The organism is Streptomyces graminilatus, from assembly GCF_001418565.1.
Classification (GTDB): Bacteria; Actinomycetota; Actinomycetes; order Streptomycetales; family Streptomycetaceae; genus Streptomyces; species Streptomyces graminilatus.
This window is the reverse complement of record NZ_LIQQ01000606.1, coordinates 1-15,073: the sequence shown is the minus strand read 5'-3', so window position 1 is coordinate 15,073 and position 15,073 is coordinate 1. Positions and strand designations below refer to the sequence as shown.

The 15,073-nt window shown below is 72.4% G+C and carries 15 protein-coding genes and 1 pseudogene; 3 read left to right on the top strand and 13 right to left on the bottom strand.

All coding sequences use genetic code 11. The annotated features are described in order from the left end of the window. Positions 1-283 precede the first annotated feature (283 nt). The gene (locus AOK08_RS37890) at positions 284-1,510 is read left to right on the top strand and encodes a serine hydrolase domain-containing protein (protein ID WP_055534557.1); all 1,227 of its coding nucleotides are present in this window, start codon (positions 284-286) and stop codon (positions 1,508-1,510) included. A gap of 56 nt (positions 1,511-1,566) precedes the next feature. Here AOK08_RS37890 and AOK08_RS37885 read toward each other — a convergent pair whose 3' ends face one another. From AOK08_RS37885 to ribA, 5 genes are all read right to left on the bottom strand, one after another. Beyond that, positions 1,567-2,748 (bottom strand): saccharopine dehydrogenase family protein, encoded by a 1,182-nt coding sequence (locus AOK08_RS37885; RefSeq protein ID WP_055534555.1) that lies wholly within the window; start codon positions 2,746-2,748, stop codon positions 1,567-1,569. Further along, positions 2,745-3,815 (bottom strand): saccharopine dehydrogenase, encoded by a 1,071-nt coding sequence (locus AOK08_RS37880; protein WP_055534553.1) that lies wholly within the window; start codon positions 3,813-3,815, stop codon positions 2,745-2,747. The genes AOK08_RS37885 and AOK08_RS37880 overlap by 4 nt, the downstream gene beginning before the upstream one ends. Beyond that, the gene (locus tag AOK08_RS37875; protein ID WP_055534551.1) at positions 3,812-4,960 is read right to left on the bottom strand and encodes an NAD(P)/FAD-dependent oxidoreductase; all 1,149 of its coding nucleotides are present in this window, start codon (positions 4,958-4,960) and stop codon (positions 3,812-3,814) included. Before AOK08_RS37875 ends, AOK08_RS37880 begins: the two co-directional genes overlap by 4 nt. Next, a complete protein-coding gene (locus tag AOK08_RS37870; protein WP_055534549.1) occupies positions 4,960-5,946 on the bottom strand; it encodes an ornithine cyclodeaminase family protein in 987 nt (328 codons plus the stop codon). The genes AOK08_RS37875 and AOK08_RS37870 overlap by 1 nt, the downstream gene beginning before the upstream one ends. Positions 5,947-6,093: 147 nt before the next feature. After that, a complete protein-coding gene (gene ribA / locus AOK08_RS37865) occupies positions 6,094-6,750 on the bottom strand; it encodes a GTP cyclohydrolase II (RefSeq protein WP_055534547.1) in 657 nt (218 codons plus the stop codon). Between the two features lie 38 nt (positions 6,751-6,788). On the opposite strand from ribA, the gene AOK08_RS44140 reads away from it, so the two are divergent. Further along, entirely contained in the window at positions 6,789-7,637 is an 849-nt protein-coding gene (locus AOK08_RS44140) for a creatininase family protein (protein WP_079054510.1), read from the top strand. Between the two features lie 83 nt (positions 7,638-7,720). Here the strand turns inward: AOK08_RS44140 and AOK08_RS48775 are convergent. The 6 genes and pseudogenes from AOK08_RS48775 to AOK08_RS37830 form a co-directional block, all read right to left on the bottom strand. Next, positions 7,721-8,533, bottom strand: a pseudogene (locus AOK08_RS48775) (lysylphosphatidylglycerol synthase transmembrane domain-containing protein); the annotation flags it as partial. Positions 8,534-8,850: 317 nt separating this feature from the next. Next, the gene (locus tag AOK08_RS37850) at positions 8,851-9,882 is read right to left on the bottom strand and encodes a class I SAM-dependent methyltransferase (RefSeq protein WP_107101146.1); all 1,032 of its coding nucleotides are present in this window, start codon (positions 9,880-9,882) and stop codon (positions 8,851-8,853) included. Next, a complete protein-coding gene (locus AOK08_RS37845) occupies positions 9,879-10,127 on the bottom strand; it encodes a hypothetical protein (RefSeq protein WP_055534539.1) in 249 nt (82 codons plus the stop codon). Before AOK08_RS37845 ends, AOK08_RS37850 begins: the two co-directional genes overlap by 4 nt. After that, on the bottom strand, positions 10,124-11,365 hold the full coding sequence (locus AOK08_RS37840) for a glycosyltransferase family 4 protein (protein ID WP_055534537.1): 1,242 nt from the start codon (positions 11,363-11,365) through the stop codon (positions 10,124-10,126). The genes AOK08_RS37845 and AOK08_RS37840 overlap by 4 nt, the downstream gene beginning before the upstream one ends. Next, a complete protein-coding gene (locus AOK08_RS37835) occupies positions 11,362-11,760 on the bottom strand; it encodes a 6-pyruvoyl trahydropterin synthase family protein (protein WP_055534535.1) in 399 nt (132 codons plus the stop codon). The genes AOK08_RS37840 and AOK08_RS37835 overlap by 4 nt, the downstream gene beginning before the upstream one ends. A 113-nt stretch (positions 11,761-11,873) precedes the next feature. Continuing rightward, positions 11,874-12,857: a hypothetical protein gene (locus AOK08_RS37830; RefSeq protein WP_055534533.1), complete on the bottom strand. Its 984-nt coding sequence runs from the start codon at positions 12,855-12,857 to the stop codon at positions 11,874-11,876. A gap of 106 nt (positions 12,858-12,963) precedes the next feature. On the opposite strand from AOK08_RS37830, the gene AOK08_RS37825 reads away from it, so the two are divergent. Beyond that, on the top strand, positions 12,964-13,773 hold the full coding sequence (locus AOK08_RS37825) for a CDP-alcohol phosphatidyltransferase family protein (RefSeq protein ID WP_055534531.1): 810 nt from the start codon (positions 12,964-12,966) through the stop codon (positions 13,771-13,773). 53 nt (positions 13,774-13,826) lie between these two features. On the opposite strand, the gene AOK08_RS37820 is transcribed toward AOK08_RS37825, so the two are convergent. Beyond that, a complete protein-coding gene (locus tag AOK08_RS37820; RefSeq protein WP_055534529.1) occupies positions 13,827-14,567 on the bottom strand; it encodes a YcnI family protein in 741 nt (246 codons plus the stop codon). 35 nt (positions 14,568-14,602) lie between these two features. Continuing rightward, a partial coding sequence (locus tag AOK08_RS37815) for a hypothetical protein (protein ID WP_055534528.1) occupies positions 14,603-15,073 on the bottom strand: 471 nt, incomplete at its 5' end.

Below are 15,073 nucleotides of genomic sequence, written 5' to 3'. Positions count from 1 at the left end.
GGGGGTGGCGGGCGGGTTGCAGCAGACCGCGATGAATATCGGACCGGTCCTCGGGGTGGCCGTCGCGGCCACGCTCGCCGCCGTCTCCGACAGCCTTCGCATGTCGTTGCCCGTGCTGGCGGGTATAGCACTGGTAGGTGTACTGACCGCCCGAAAACTGCCGGACCCGGGTGACCTGCGGGCGACGCCCGTGGGGTCCCTGCGTCACCATGGGGGGTCTGAGGCCTGAGGTGATCCTGTCGGGGTATGACAGGACGGCACTTCAAGCGACCGGAGGGGAACGATGGCACTGCTGCGACAAGAGGTCGAACCGGGCGAGGTCGGGCTGGACGCGAAGGCGCTGGACCGCCTCGACCAGCACTTCGCCCACTATGTCGACGAAGGACGCCTGCCGGGCTTCCTCGTGTCCGTGGCCCGCGCCGGCCGCGTCGCACACCTCACCACGCACGGCAGGCGCGACCTGGCGGCGGGCCTTCCGGTCGAGGCCGACACGCTGTGGCGGATCTACTCCATGAGCAAGCCGGTCACCACGGTCGCCGCGCTGGCCCTGCTGGAGGAGGGCCGGCTCGCGCTCACGGACCCCGTCTCGCGCTTCCTGCCGGAGTTCGCCGAGCCTCTGGTGCATGTGAGCGGTTCCGGGAGCGACCTCAGCACCCGGCCGGCCCAGCCCCTGCTGATCCGGCACCTGATGACCCACACGGCGGGTCTCACCTTCGCCTTCTACCACTCGCACCCCGTCGACGCCCTGTACCGGGCCGCCAACCTGGAGTCGTCGGTGGTGCCGGGCTCGACCCTGGCCGAGACGTGTTCGGTGTACGCGGGTCTGCCGCTCCAGTTCGATCCGGGCACCCAGTGGAACTACTCGGTCGCCACGAACGTCCTGGGCCGGGTCATCGAGGTGGCGTCCGGGCAGCCGCTGGACGAGTTCGTCGCCGACCGGGTCTTCCGCCCGCTCGGCATGACGGACGCCGGTTTCTGTGTGAACGGCGAACAGATGGCCCGGCTGTCCGAGCTGTACGGGGAGACCGAGGACGGCGGCATCGAGCCGATCCTCGGTCTGCCCCTGAAGACGCGGCCCCGGTTCCTGTCCGGCAGCGGAGGTATCGTCGCCGGTGCGCACGACTACCACCGGTTCATGGAGATGCTGCGCCGGGGCGGCGAACTCGACGGCGTCCGCGTCCTGTCGTCCGAGACGGTGGCCCTGATGACCTCCAACCACCTGCCGGGCAACGCCGATCTGCGCACCTTCGGCGCCCGTCCCCACGACGAACCCGGCAACGCGGGCGTCGGTTTCGGCCTCGGGGTCTCGGTGGTGATCGACCCGGCCCGCACCCTGGCCCCGGCCGGCCTGGGCACATACGGCTGGAGCGGGGTGGCGACGACGACGTTCTGGGTCGACCCGAGCCGTGATCTGACCGTGCAGTTCATGACCCAGGTACGACACAGGACGAGCCGGCCCTACTGGCAGGACCTGAAGCGGCTGGTGCACGAGGCGGTCCTCACCGACTGACAGCCACCGGGCAACCAGTCACGAGCAAAGGGCAGTTGGCGGGGAGCGTGCCGCCGTCAGTCGACGGTGAGCCTGAACTCCAGTCCCTCCCCGCCGAGTTCGCTCAGCCACTCCTGCGAGCGTTGGGCCGTCTCGGCGGCGCGGCTCAGGCCCGGCGGCAGCGAACCGTCGAGGATGTGACGGACGCCCAGGGCGAGCGTGCGGGAGACACAGCGGGCCATCGCGCTCTCGGCCGCGTCGCCCTCCAGGTCGAGGAGACAGCGTCCGGACCAGCTCCGCCGCCGCCCGGCATCACCGTCCCGCTCCCCCTCCGTGTCCACATCCAGGGAGACGGCGAGGACCACACGGTCGCGGTCGGCGCCGGTCGTCGGGTAACGCGCCGCCAACTCCCTTGCCAGGGCGCCGATCCGCTCGTCGTCGCCGCCCTTCAGCTCCTCGAAGACGGAGTCCCAGGCGCTGAGCCAGCCGTCCAGGCGCAGGGTGCCCCGGACGAAGGTCCGCGCCTTCCAGGCCGCCGGCAGCCCGTACTGCCCGACGAACGGCACACTGTCCCGGTTCGGGTACACCTCGAAGGTCTCCCCGTCGATCTCCTGCGGGCGCGTGACCTCCCAGGGCCGCTCGGCGACGGTCTCGACACCGTCCTCGATGTAACGGGCGGGCGAGCGAAGGGCGTTCAGCACCCCGGCGGGCGCCCAGCTGAACCGGTAGCGGAAGTCGTTGGGCACCGCCGGGATGCCTCCGCAGTACGACGTGAGGCGGTACGAGGCGGGCGTGCCGGCGCCGATCGCCTGTTCGGCGCGGGCGATGAGGCCGTGCGCGAAGAGGTGGTCGATGCCCGGGTCGAGCCCGCACTCGGTGAGGACGACCAGACCGGCCGCCCGGGCCGCCGGAACCTGGTCGAGCACCGGCTCGGACACATAGCTCGAACACGCGAAGTGGGCCCCGCCCCGCACACAGGCCGCCAGCAGCGGGGCGTGCTCGGGCGCGGGGAGCATGGAGACGACCACGTCACCGGGGGCCAGGTCTGCGGCGAGCGCGTCGAGGGTGTAGGCACGGGGTTCGGCGCGGCCGGTGAGGCCCAGGCGGGCCAGCGCCCCGGCCGCGCGGTCCTCGGTGCGGTGCCACACCCGTACGTGTCGCACGGCGTCGTGGTCGCACAGCGCGGCCAGTCCGCCGCCCGTGGACAGACCCGCGCCGACCCAGTGGACGGTACCGCTCGCCGGAACCGGACCGGTCATGCGCCGACTCCCCCTTCGCCGCCCGACTCGCCCTTGACCAGGCCGAGTTCGCGGCAGGTCTCGTCGAACCGTTCCAGACAGCGCCCCCAGGGTCCGCCCACCTCGAAGTCGAGGAGCTGGGGCACCAGGTCGGCCGAGAAGTCCGCGCTCGCCTCGCGGGGCAGCAGGGACGGCAGGTTGTCGATGGCGATCAGATCGAGCGGCGGTTCGTCCCGCAGGCGGCGCACGGGGTCGTCCCAGGTGGTGGCGGTGTCGTACACCGGGAGGAGGTTCATGGGCGAGCCGACGTCCACGGTGACGTCCGAGAGGGTGCGCAGCCGGCGGCCGGGGGTGTCCAGGTCGTCGTCCGTCAGGAAGGGCGGGACCGGGCGGGTGGTGAGGACGGTGTTGACCAGCAACTCGTGGGCCAGCAGGGCCGGCCGGTCCAGGTTCCGGGTCTCGGCCAGGTCCCAGCAGGTGGGGTCGGCACCGGCCTCGTCGAGCGCGACCCGCGCGCCCCGGCCGCTGCGGCCCAGGGCGCCGATCACCAGCGCGCTCATCCGGGTCCCGGGTGAACGGAGTTCGGCCTCCAGCGCCTCCTTGGTGGTCGGCAGCAGCGGGGCCGTCAGCCTGCCCCGGTGCTGGAGCACGGCGAGGGCGGCCCCGAGATATCCGGCCCAGTAGCCGAAGGCGGCCAGTCGGCGCCCTTGGTCGTCCGTCAGATACTCCAGGTCCAGCAGCGCCCCGCCCCCGGCGACGAAGCGGCCCAGCAGCTCGGCCGCGCCCGGCTGGCCCTTGTAGGCGTGCCCGAAGTAGATGTGCCGGTGGCGCAACTCGCCCGGCTGGTCCGGGAGTTCCTTGAGGCCGACGATCACCGCGTCGGCGGGCGCCGAGATCCAGGACCCGGCGTCGGCGACAGCGCAGCCGACCGCCTCGTAATCCTCCGTGGGGAAGATCCGCTGCGGGGACTCCTCGACGGTCAGGCGCACCCCGTGCTCGACGAGCCGCCGGGCGTCGGTGGGGACGAGGGGCGTACGGCGTTCGGTCGTACGGGTCTCGTGGCGCAGCCACAAGTGGAGCTCGGTCATACGAGGTTGACCTCCGGGCGCAGGGCATCGGCCGCGAAACGGCCGGCGCTCAAGGGGTTGATGTCGACGAAGGGTACGCGGCCGAGGTAGAGATCGCGGACGACCTCGCCGACGGCCGGCCCCTGGAGGAAACCGTGACCGGAGAAGCCGGTCGCGTAGAGGAAACGGGAGACCGAACTCGCCTCCCCGATCAGGGCGTTGTGATCCGGCGTGATCTCGTACAGGCCGGCCCAGCCGCCGGTGCGGCGGAGGTCGAGCAGGGCGGGCGCCCGGTGTTCCATCGCCTCGCACAGGCGGGGGATCCAGCGGTCGTGGGTGTCGGTGGCGAAGCCGGTCGTCTCGTCCGGGTCGGACATGCCGAGGAGCAGGCCCGGCCCCTCGGCGTGGAAGTACAGACTGCTGCTGAAGTCGATGGTCATGGGGAGCGTCGGCGGCAGTCCGGGGACCGGTTCGGTGACCGCGATCTGGCGGCGCAGGGGATCCACGGGCAGGTCGACGCCCGCCATCGCGCCGACCGCCCGGGACCAGGCACCGGCCGCGCAGATCACGGTGTCGGTGGCGATCCGCCCCTTGTCCGTGGCCACGGCCGTGATGGTGTCACCGTCGCGTTCGATGCCGGTGACCTCGGTGTGGCGCAGGAGGGTCGCGCCGTGGCGCCGGGCGGCGGCGGCGTAACCGTGGACGACGGCCTCGGGTGTGCAGTGCCCGTCGTCGGGCGAGTAGGCCGCCGCCAGCAGCCCGTCGGTGCTGATCAGCGGGGACAGGCGGCGCGCCTCGGCGGGGGTGAGCATCCGGCTGGGCACGCCCAGGCCGTTCTGCAGCGCGACGCCCGCCTCGAAGGACGCGACGTCCTCGGGCGTGGAGAGGAGGAAGAGATAGCCGACCCGGTGCAGTCCGATGTCCTGCCCGAACTCCTCCCCGAACCGCCCGAACGCCTCCAGACTCCGCGCCCCGAGCTGGATGTTCAACTCGTCGGAGAACTGCGCCCGCACGCCCCCGGCCGCCCGCGAGGTGGACCCGGACGCCAACTCGTCCCGCTCGACAAGCACCACGTCGGGCACACCGGCCCGAGCCAGGTGACAGGCGATGCTGGTACCCATCACCCCACCCCCGATGACGACCACATCCGCCCGCGTCACGGTCATCACGCCTCCCCACGGGCCGCGCGGACAACAGCCCAGGCCGCAGCCGCGTCCTGTACGCCCAGCCCGACGCTGTTGTAGAAGACGATGTCGTCGGGGCCGGTGCGGGCGGTGCGGGCGCCCGTGAGGATCGAGCCGAGGCCGATCAGAGCCTCCCTCGACAGCAGGCCGTCCCGTAGGGCGTCGACCACGGGGCCCGCATGCTCCGCGGCGGTCGCCGGGTCGTCGACGACGACGGCCGCCGACCGCCGTACGACATCCGCGTCGACCTCGGTTCGGGTCGGCTCGAACGAGCCGACGCTGACCACCGTGCAGCCGGGCGCGAGCCACGCGCCGCGCACGACGGGGCTGGTGCTGAGGGTGCAGGCCGCGACCAGGGACGCCCCGGTCACCGCCTCCCGGGCGGTGCCGGTCGCCTCGACGGCGATGCCCAGCTCGGCCGTGAGCAGCTCCGCCGCCCGCGCGCGCCGCTCCGGGGTCGGGCTCCACACCCGTACGGACTTCAGGTCCCGTACCCGGGCGACGGCCCTCGCGTGGGCCAGTGCCTGGGTGCCCGAGCCGATCAGGGCCAGTTCGGCGCTGTCGGCGGTGGACAGCGCGTCGAAGGCCACCGCACTGGCGGCGGCCGTGCGCAGGGTCGTCACCGCCGTGCCGTCCATGACCGCGGTGAGTTCGCCCGTCACCGGGTCGAGGACCGTGATGACGGCGTGCACGGTCGGCAGACCGGCCGCCGCGTTGCCCGGGTTGACGCTGCCGAACTTCGCCACCGCGCCGGTGTCCCGGGACAGCCGGGAGACGTACGCGAAGACCACACTGTCGTCGAAGCGGCTGGGATGCATGATCTTCCCGGGCAGATCGGGCAGATCACGCCTGTCGGCACCGCCCGCGCCCAGCGCGCCGAACGCCGCGCGCTGCGAGGCGATCGCCGTGTCGGGGTCGAGGAGGGCCGTCACCTGGTCCCGGGAGAGGAAGAGGACGTCATCGGTCATTCCCTCTTCCTTTCCGGAATCGGGGCTTCTGGCACCCCCCGCGCGCGTCCGAGTGACGCGCGCCCCCGGATCGGGGCTCCCGGCCGGTCTCCCGGACGGGTCACCAGAGCACCGGATCACCGGGGCACCGGATCACCGGTCACCTGGTCAGGACCAGTGCGCCACGGCGTCCAGGTGCGGCAGGACGTGGTCCAGCCGCTCACGCTTGGTCCGCAGATAGGTGATGTTGCTCTCGCACGGCGGGATCAGCAGCGGCACATCCTCGGAGATCTTGATGCCGTGGCGCAGCAACGACTCGCGCTTGCGCGGGTTGTTGGACATCAGCCGCACCGAACGGACCCCGAGGTCGTGGAGGATCTCCGCCGCGACGCCGTAGTCACGGGAGTCGACCGGCAGCCCCTGCGCGAGGTTCGCCTCGACGGTGTCCAGGCCCTCCGACTGGAGCTGCATCGCACGCAGCTTGGCGAGCAGGCCTATGCCCCGGCCCTCGTGCCCCCGGAGGTAGACGAGAATGCCGCTTCCCTCGGCGACTATCGCGCGCAGCGCGGAGTCGAGCTGGTCGCCGCATTCGCAGTGCTGGGAGCCGAAGGCATCGCCGGTCAGGCATTCGGAATGCAGCCGGATGAGAACGTCGTCCTCGGCGATCTCACCGTAGACCAGGGCCACTTGTTCGTCACCGCGATCGTGGTCCATGTATCCGACCGCCTGGAAATCGCCGTACACGGTGGGCAACGGCGCATTCACCACGCGTTCCACTCCCGAGGCCTGGGAGGCTTTGCCGAGTACGCCAATTTTTTCTGTCATGATCTGGTTCCTAAGCAGAGACGAAAGGCCGGGAGAACATGGATGATTCGGGGATACGGTCGACGGTGTCCGTAGCGCTGCCCACTGGCGGCCTGTTGCCGGTGGACACTACGGAAGACGTACGGACACGAGCCGCCGGCGTCTCAACGCAGGTGGCCGTTCTTCCGGTCGGGAGCTTCGAACAGCATGGTCCCTTCCTTCCGTTGACGACCGACACCCTGGTCGCCTGTGCCATCGCCCGGGAGATCGCCGCCGCGTACCCGGTGCACCTCCTTCCGCCGGTGACCATCGCCTGCTCGCACGAGCACGCCAACTGGCCGGGAACCGTCAGCATCTCCTCCGTGACCCTTCACGCGGTAGTACGGGACATCGCCGATTCGCTGCGCCGCTCGGGCGTGGACGCCCTTGTGGTCGTCAACGGACACGGCGGAAACTACGTACTGGGCAACGTCGTTCAGGAATCCTCCGCGCGCGGTGAGCGCATGGCGCTGTTCCCGGCGGCCGAGGACTGGGAGACGGCGCGCGAGCGGGCCGGAGTGGTGACCTCGCTGCTCACCGACATGCACGCGGGGGAAATCGAGACCTCCGTCCTTCTGCACGCTCATCCCGAATTGCTCCGTCCCGGTTATGAAACCGCTGATTTCGTCGCCGACGACCGCCGTCATCTCCTCACCCTCGGCATGGCCGGCTACACCGATTCCGGTGTCATCGGCCGCCCTTCGCTGGGCTCCGCCGAAAAGGGGAAGGCGTTGCTCGCGAGCTTCGCGGAATCGTTCGGGGCGTATTTCTCGATGCTCACGGACGACGGTTCCGAAGCCGCCACGGAAGCCGTCTCCGGGGCAGCCGGCTCCGAGGCGAGCGTCTCCGGGGCCGGCGACCAGAAGTAGCGGACGACCAGGACGACCGCGCCGGGCAGGGCCGCCACGAAGCTCAGCACGCCGTACACGACGGCGACGCTCAGCCCCATGCTTGCGCCCAGCCCCGCCGCGCCGAACGCCCAGGCGGTGACACCCTCGCGGGGGCCCCAGCCGCCGACGTTCAACGGCACACCCATCGCCAGCAGCGCCAGTACGGCCAGCGGCAGCAACTCGGCGACGGAGGCCCGCGCTCCGGCGACCCGGGCGGCGACCACGAACATCCCGAGGTGGCCCGAGAGGACGACCACGGAGGAGAACGCCACGCCCGGCAGGTTCTCCCGGGACAGCAGGGCGGTACGGGCCTCGGTGAGCGCGGCGCGCAGGGCGCGGGCCCGGCGGGCGGCCGCACCCGGGGCGCGGTTCATCCGGACCGCGACCACGACCGCGACGGCGCCCACCGCGGCGAAGGCCGCCATGAGGGCGACCCGGCGGGCCTCGGCCAGTACCGGCGACGGCTCGGTGAGCAGGATCACTCCGCCGACGGTGATCAACGCGACCTGTCCGGCGACCCGTTCGAGGACGACCGCGCGGACCCCGCGCCCCATGTCACCGGCGCTCCGCCCGTGCCGTACCGCGCGGTGCACGTCACCGAGGACGCCGCCGGGGAGGGCCGCGTTCAGGAACAGCGAGCGGTAGTAGTCGGCGGTCGCGGCGACGAGGGGCAGTCTGATGCCCAGCCCCCGGGCGACCACTGCCCAGCGCCAGGCACTGAACACGGTGGTCAGCACGCCGATCCCGAGGCCGACGAGCAGGATCGGTACGTCGATCCGCCGCAGCCCGTCCAGGAAGACACCGGTGCCGAGGCGCCAGAGCAGCACGCCGAGGATCGCCGTTCCGGCGAGGGTGCCGAGGTGGGGGCGGACCATTCGGACGGCTCGGCGGAGACGGCTCGCGGACGCGGAGTCCTCGGCCGGCTCCACCGGCTCCACCGGCTCGACCGGATGGGCGGTTGATTCGCTGCGGGCCGGTGGGGGCTGGTCGCGCCCCGCGGCGGAGTCGCACATCGACCCAGCCCCGCGCCCCTTGGGGGACGCGGTTCCCACGCCCTGGGCCGGTACGGGCTGTTCGCACCCCGTGCCGGAATCGGCGTCGCCGGTCGTCACGGTCCCGGGCGCCTGACGGGGCGCCGGCACGCGCCCGTCCAGCAGCATGTCCGCTTCCGTCGCGTCCGCCGTCCGCATGGTCATGACGTCGTCCCGCCCATCGGCCCGGGAAGGGCGAGAAGGTCGCTGTGGTGGACCTGCACCAGCAGTTCCCCGGCCGCGCAGGCCTCCAGCCGCTCGGTGAGGTACGCGTCGGCGCGGGACTTCAGTGCAGGGCGTTCCTCCACCGCCGCCGCGACCCAGCCGCGCAGCCACTCCGCGGCGAGCGGGGCCTCCACGGGGCCGAGGCGCCAGGCGCTCGGGTGGACACGGACCGTGGCACCCCGCTCGTCGAAGGCCTCGCAGGCCGCCGTGACCGCGTCCGGGCCGAGCAGTCCCGCCCGGCGCTGGTGGGCGTTGAACGCGTCGGCGAGGTCCCCGTCCAGCGGGTCGGGGGTGCCGAACTCGACGCGGCCGGCCACGGACAGGGTCAGCAGGGCCGGGCAGCCGGCTCCCGCGCTGGCCGTGGCGAGGGCGTCGACCTCCTCACGGGTGAGGACGTCCAGCAGCGCGGAGGCGGTGACCAGGGAGGCCCCGGCCAGCGCGTCGGAGGTCAGCCGGGCGACATCGCCGCGCCGGGTCTCGACGGTCACATGGCTGCCGTCGGCGGCGGCGCGCGGCGAGGCCACGGCGGCGAAGTGCAGCAGATAGGGGTCGCGGTCGTGCAGGACCCAGTGCTGGGCGCCGTCGAGCCGGGGCGCGAGCCAGCGGCCCATGGAGCCGGTGCCGCAGCCCAGGTCGTGGATGACGTGTCCGCCGGGCTTCCCGGGCTGCTCGGCCAGCCGGTTACGCAACGGGACGAGGAGTTCGACGGCGCGTGCGGCGGCGTCGGCGCCCTCGCGCAGCTCAAGCCAGTCGGGCGCGTACCGGGGCGGGTCGTCGGGCCCGGCCTCGCGCAGCCGGACCGTACTCCGCTCCCCCGGACCGACCGGGCCGGCGCCGGGCTTCACGTCCCGGTGCGTGGGCTGGGCCGGAATCCCGGCGGCGGGTATGGAGTTCGTGTCCACCGGAGTCACCGGTCCTCGTCGTTGTATGTCCGACGCCGCCGAAGTCGTGCTCGTCGTCTTCTTCATGCCGCGCTCCTTGTTTCCCGGGGCGCCCGAGCAACCCGGGAGAGCAGCCCCCGGGCATCGGCGCCCACGAGCACGACCGGAGCCCACCGTGCGGCCTCGGGCCGGGCCGAAGTGACGCCCTCGACCGCAGCGGTGGCCTCGGCCGGAGTGGTGAGCTCGGCCGCAGTGATGACCTCAGCCGCAGTGGTGACCTCGGCCGAGGTGGTGGCCTCGGCCGGGACGGTGCCCGCTGTCGCCTTCCTCATGCCACCCTCCGTGGTTCCCAGGGGATCCGGCCCAGTACGCCGGCCAGGCTCCGTGCCGTCGCGGCCCAGCCGTCCAGGGCCGCACGGCGGCCTCGCGCGGCGGCCTTCAGGCGTCGGCGGACGTCCGCCTCGCCGAACCAGCCGCGCAGTTCCGCCGCGAGCGCCGCCGGGTTCTCCGGCGGTACGAGGATGCCGGGGACGCCGCCGTCGGGCGCGCGCCCGACCGCCTCGGGAAGGCCGCCGACGTCCGTGGCGAGCACCGGAATGCCGCGCGCGAGCGCCTCGGTGACCGCCATGCCGTACGTCTCCGCGTAGGAGGTGAGGACCATCAGATCGGCGGCAGCATAGCTGGCGTCGAGCTGGGCGCCCGCCTGGGGGCCGGCCAGGTGCAGCCGGTCCTGGAGGCCGTGCCGCGCGATCAGGGCGCGCAGGTGGGCGACGTACTCGGGATCCTGTTCGAGTCCGCCGACGCAGACGCAGCTCCACGGCAGGTCGGTGACCGCGGCCAGCGCCTCCACCAGGCGGTGCTGGCCCTTGCGCGGGGTCACGGCGGCCACGCACAGGAGGCGGGAGACGCCGTCGGTGCCGGAGGCGAGGGGGGCGATGTCGGCGCCGGGGGCCGCCATGTGCACACGGTCCGGGGCGAGTCCGTGGTGGGAGACGAGACGCCGGACCGCCCAGTCGCTGGTCGCGATCACCGACGGCACCGCCCTCAGGGTGGTCCGCTCCAGGGCGTCCAGCTCGGCCGCGACGGCCGGGTCGAGGCCCGTCTCGTCGCCCAGCGGGAGGTGCACCAGCACGGCGAGGCGCAGGCGTTCGGCCTCCGGGACGATGATCTCGGGGACCCCGCAGGCCACCAGGCCGTCGAGCAGGACGACCGTGCCGTCCGGCAGGTCGTGCAGGGTCCGCGCGAGTTCCGCGCGGGCGTCGGCGCCGGGCCGGGGCCAGTCACCGGCGACTGCGTGCTTGTGGACCTGCCAGCCGAAGCCCGGCAGATCGAGGCTGATCCGCCGGTCGTAGGCGTTGCCACCGCTCGGCTTGGCGGGGTCGTCGACCCCGCCCGGCATCACGAAGTGCACGGAGCGCAGGGACATGGGGATGATCGCCGCGTTCTTGAGGGCCGCGTTCTGCACGGGCACATAGTCGAGCGTGGTCACGTGAGCCTGCACCTTGGCCGGGGCTGCCGAAATGGCCGCCGGGGAGAGGGGAACCGCACGGTCGAGGGTCGTGTCGGTCACAGGGCACGCTCGTAGCTCGCCCAGGCGACGTGCGACTCGTGGAGCGTGACGGTGAGGCTCGCGATGCCTCGTGCGCCCTCGCCCAGGGCGCCCTTCTCGATCCGCGCGGCGAGCCGGTCGGCGATGACCTTGGCCAGGAACTCCGTGGAGGTGTTGATCCCGGCGAAGTCGGGCTCGTTGTCGAGGTTGCGGTAGTTCAACTCGCTCACCACGACGCCGAGCTCCTGTGTGGCCAGACCCATGTCGACAACGATGTTGTCGTCGTCCAGCTGTTCTCTGCGGAACGTGGCATCGACGAGGAACGTCGCTCCGTGCAGGCGCTGGGCGGGTCCGAAGACCTCTCCGCTGAAGCTGTGGGCGATCATGATGTGATCGCGGACGGTGATGCTGAACAACGGACGACCCTCCAGGTGCGGCGCGTCTTGCCCCCTGCTGATCGCTGCGGGGACATGCCGGGTAGTACGGCTGCACACGGCAGCTTGTTCAAAGCTTTGTTCAAACGATTCTGTCAGCCGGCGTCCGGGTAGCGGACCCGGTGGCAGAGTGCCGGGATCTCCCCGGAGGCGAGCTTTGGCAGCACGTCGGGGAGCTCCTCGAAGGCGCACTCGCCGGTGACCAGGGCGTCGAGCGCCGGGTCGGCCAGCAGGTCGAGGGCGAGGGCGAGCCGGTCGGCGTACGTACGGCCGGGCCGGGCCGACGGCGACACCGTGCCCACCTGGCTGCTGCGGACGGTGAGCCGCCGGGAGTGGAACGCCTCGCCCAGCGGCAGGCTGACGCGCCGGTCGCCGTACCAGCTCAGCTCGATCACCGTGCCCTCGGCGGTGAGGAGTTCGAGCGAGCGGGCGAGCCCCGCCTCGGTGGCGCTGGCGTGGACGACCAGATCGCACTCCCCCAGAGCGTCCTCCGGCAGCGCGAAGTCGACACCGAGCGCCTGAGCGATGACGGCCCGCCCGGGATCGGCGTCCACCAACTGGACGCGCACGCCGGGGAACCGGGAGATCAGGGCGGCGACCGACGAACCGATCATCCCGCCGCCGACCACCGCGATCCGGTCGCCGGCCAGCGGAGACGCGTCCCACAGGGCGTTGACCGCGGTCTCCACCGTCCCGGCGAGCACCGCGCGTTCGGCGGGCACCGAGTCCGGCACCGGTGTCACCGCGCCCACGGGCACGACGTAGCGTGTCTGGTGCGGATAGAGGCAGAAGACCGTACGGCCGACCAGCGCGTCCGGGCCCTCCTCCACCACACCGACGTTGAGATAGCCGTACTTGACCGGGCCGGGGAAGTCGCCCTCCTGGAACGGCGCCCGCATGGCCGTGCGCTGGCTGACCGGGACGCCGCCCCGGAAGACGAGTGTCTCCGTGCCGCGGCTCACCCCCGACCAAAGGGTGCGGACCAGTACCTCGCCCTCGCCGGGCGCCGGCAGTTCGACGTCACGGATCTCGCCGTGATCGGGCGAACCGACCCAGAACGCACGTGCGGCGCGCTTCATCGAGGTCCTCCTGAACGCTTGGGAAGTTGCTCACGTACTGCGATGTGCACAGTCCGCGCACAGTACGCGGCATGATCCACTCTGTACATACGGCGGAGGACTCGCGGTGGCCCTGAACAACACGTACGAGGCGAGGCTCGTCCAGCAGGAAACCGCCCTGGGGGCGGGCCTGCAGGTCCTGCTGCTGGCCCTGCTCGGCTCGGCGATAGGCCTGGGCCCGGCCGGCTGGCTGACCGGGCTCGCGTTCGCGATCGCCACCTGGGCCGTACTGTCCCGCGCGCTGCACCGGTCCGGTTCGAAGTCGTTCGGCCCGGCCAACCGGGTCACCCTCGGCCGGGCAACTCTGGTCGGCGGGGTCACGGCCCTGGTCGCGGACTCCTACGTCAGCTCGCCGCCCGTCACCCTGTTCGTCGGTCTGACGGCCGTGGCCCTGCTCCTCGACGGCGTGGACGGCAAGGTCGCCCGCCGCACCGGCACCTGCTCGACGCTGGGCGCGCGCTTCGACATGGAGGTCGACGCGTTCCTGATCCTGGTGCTCAGCGTGTACGTGTCGATGTCGCTGGGCCCGTGGGTCCTGCTGATCGGCGGTATGCGCTACGCCTTCGTCGCCGCCGCCCGTGTCCTGCCCTGGCTGAACGCCCCGCTCCCGCCGAGCTTCGCCCGCAAGACGGTGGCCGCCCTCCAGGGCATCCTGCTGCTGCTCGGCGCCTCCGGCTATCTGCCGCTCGCCGCGACGGAGGCCGTGATCGCACTGGCCCTGGGCACGCTGCTCTGGTCGTTCGGCCGCGACATCCTGTGGCTGTACCGCACGTCCCACCCGCGTACGGCGCCCACCGCGTCGGACACCTCGATGGCCTCGGTCGCCTCGGTGGAGCGGCAACTGCGCGCACTGGTGACGGAGTCCGCGTCCCGCTGAGGCGCGGCCCGCCCGACAGGGCACGGACCACGCGCACAACGGGAACCACTGCTCTACGAACGTGCTGTACGGGCCCTGACCAGCGCGAACGCGCCAGCGGCCAGCCCCAGCGCCCCCACGACCAGCCCGCCGATCCCCAGCCCGCGAGCCGTCGAGTGACTGACAGCCGAGTCGCCGGCCGTACGGTCACCGGCCGGGGCCGAGGGACTCGCGACGGCGGCACCCGCGTCGGCCGCAGCAGGAGCCGCCGCCGTCAGTTTCAGTTCAGGGGCAGGGTTCTCCGGCTCGTCCTGCCCCGCCCCCGCCTGAGGCGTCTCGATCCAGCGGACGACTTTGCCGTCGGAGTACGTCTGGAGGGTCTTGAAGGCCAACTGGCCGGTGTCGTCGGGGAGCTGTCCGAACGCGACGTCGAAGTCCTCGTACTCCCCCTTCCGGATCCGGCCGCCGGACCAGGTGATCTCGGAGACGGCGTCGGTGATCGTCCCGTCGTCCGTCTTGATCGGCGTCGCGAGCCTGACGGTCGTCACCTTCGCGGTCCAGCCCGCCTCCGGGGTGACCAGCACACCGAGGACGGGGTGGTCGGTGGGCAGGAAGACCTGGACCTTGGTGGTGCTCGCGGTGTCCTCCTCGTTGGGGACCCGGAAGGTCAGCACACCGTCCGTGGCGCCCTTGGCGTAGCTCTCGGGGTGCACGGTGACATGCGCGGAGGCGGCACCGGCGGCGGCGAGGACACCGGCCGCGGCGATAACGGTCACGAGGCCGGCGCGGCGCGGGGTGATGCGGGCAGGGGACATGGGGGGACTCCGTCCTTCGGTGGTCGGTGAACGTGTCAGGGCGTGTACGGAATCCCTGTCGGCGGTCCTCGACCGCTCACCGCATACCTCAGCGGAAGCCCGCGCACCCCGGCCACCAGCCATGACACGCGCCCCGGAGCCGTACGGGGCAGCCCGAAGGGCGTGTCCCGCCACCAGGCGGCGAGGCCCGGCACGAAGGCGACCGCCCAGCGCAGCAGCGACCACAACGCGGCCTCACCGCGCCGCAGACACCAGGAGGCGAGGAGCGCGGCCAGGATGTGGGCGGAGAGGGCGTGGGAGCTCATGGCATGCGGATGGGCGAGAGGCATACGCATCCCAGGGTGATGCGCGTGCGCCACGACGCGCCCCTTCACCGCCCCGAACGTGACGTGCAGCCCCGCCTGGGTGACCAGCGTCAGGGCGCCGATTCCCGGCAGGGACCGCTCGCGCCCGCCGAGCAGCCACCCGGCGGCGAACACCACGGCGAACCCGGCACCGTCCGCCGC

Coding starts and splice junctions, on each gene's coding strand:
- ribA (WP_055534547.1), bottom strand. CDS start 6,750: ATGACAGAAAAAATTGGCGTACTCGGCAAAGCCTCCCAGGCCTCGGGA.
- AOK08_RS44140 (WP_079054510.1), top strand. CDS start 6,789: ATGGATGATTCGGGGATACGGTCGACGGTGTCCGTAGCGCTGCCCACT.
- AOK08_RS37880 (WP_055534553.1), bottom strand. CDS start 3,815: ATGACCGAGCTCCACTTGTGGCTGCGCCACGAGACCCGTACGACCGAA.
- AOK08_RS37830 (WP_055534533.1), bottom strand. CDS start 12,857: ATGAAGCGCGCCGCACGTGCGTTCTGGGTCGGTTCGCCCGATCACGGC.
- AOK08_RS37885 (WP_055534555.1), bottom strand. CDS start 2,748: ATGACCGGTCCGGTTCCGGCGAGCGGTACCGTCCACTGGGTCGGCGCG.
- AOK08_RS37875 (WP_055534551.1), bottom strand. CDS start 4,960: ATGACCGTGACGCGGGCGGATGTGGTCGTCATCGGGGGTGGGGTGATG.
- AOK08_RS37820 (WP_055534529.1), bottom strand. CDS start 14,567: ATGTCCCCTGCCCGCATCACCCCGCGCCGCGCCGGCCTCGTGACCGTT.
- AOK08_RS37890 (WP_055534557.1), top strand. CDS start 284: ATGGCACTGCTGCGACAAGAGGTCGAACCGGGCGAGGTCGGGCTGGAC.
- AOK08_RS37870 (WP_055534549.1), bottom strand. CDS start 5,946: ATGACCGATGACGTCCTCTTCCTCTCCCGGGACCAGGTGACGGCCCTC.
- AOK08_RS37845 (WP_055534539.1), bottom strand. CDS start 10,127: ATGAGGAAGGCGACAGCGGGCACCGTCCCGGCCGAGGCCACCACCTCG.
- AOK08_RS37850 (WP_107101146.1), bottom strand. CDS start 9,882: ATGAAGAAGACGACGAGCACGACTTCGGCGGCGTCGGACATACAACGA.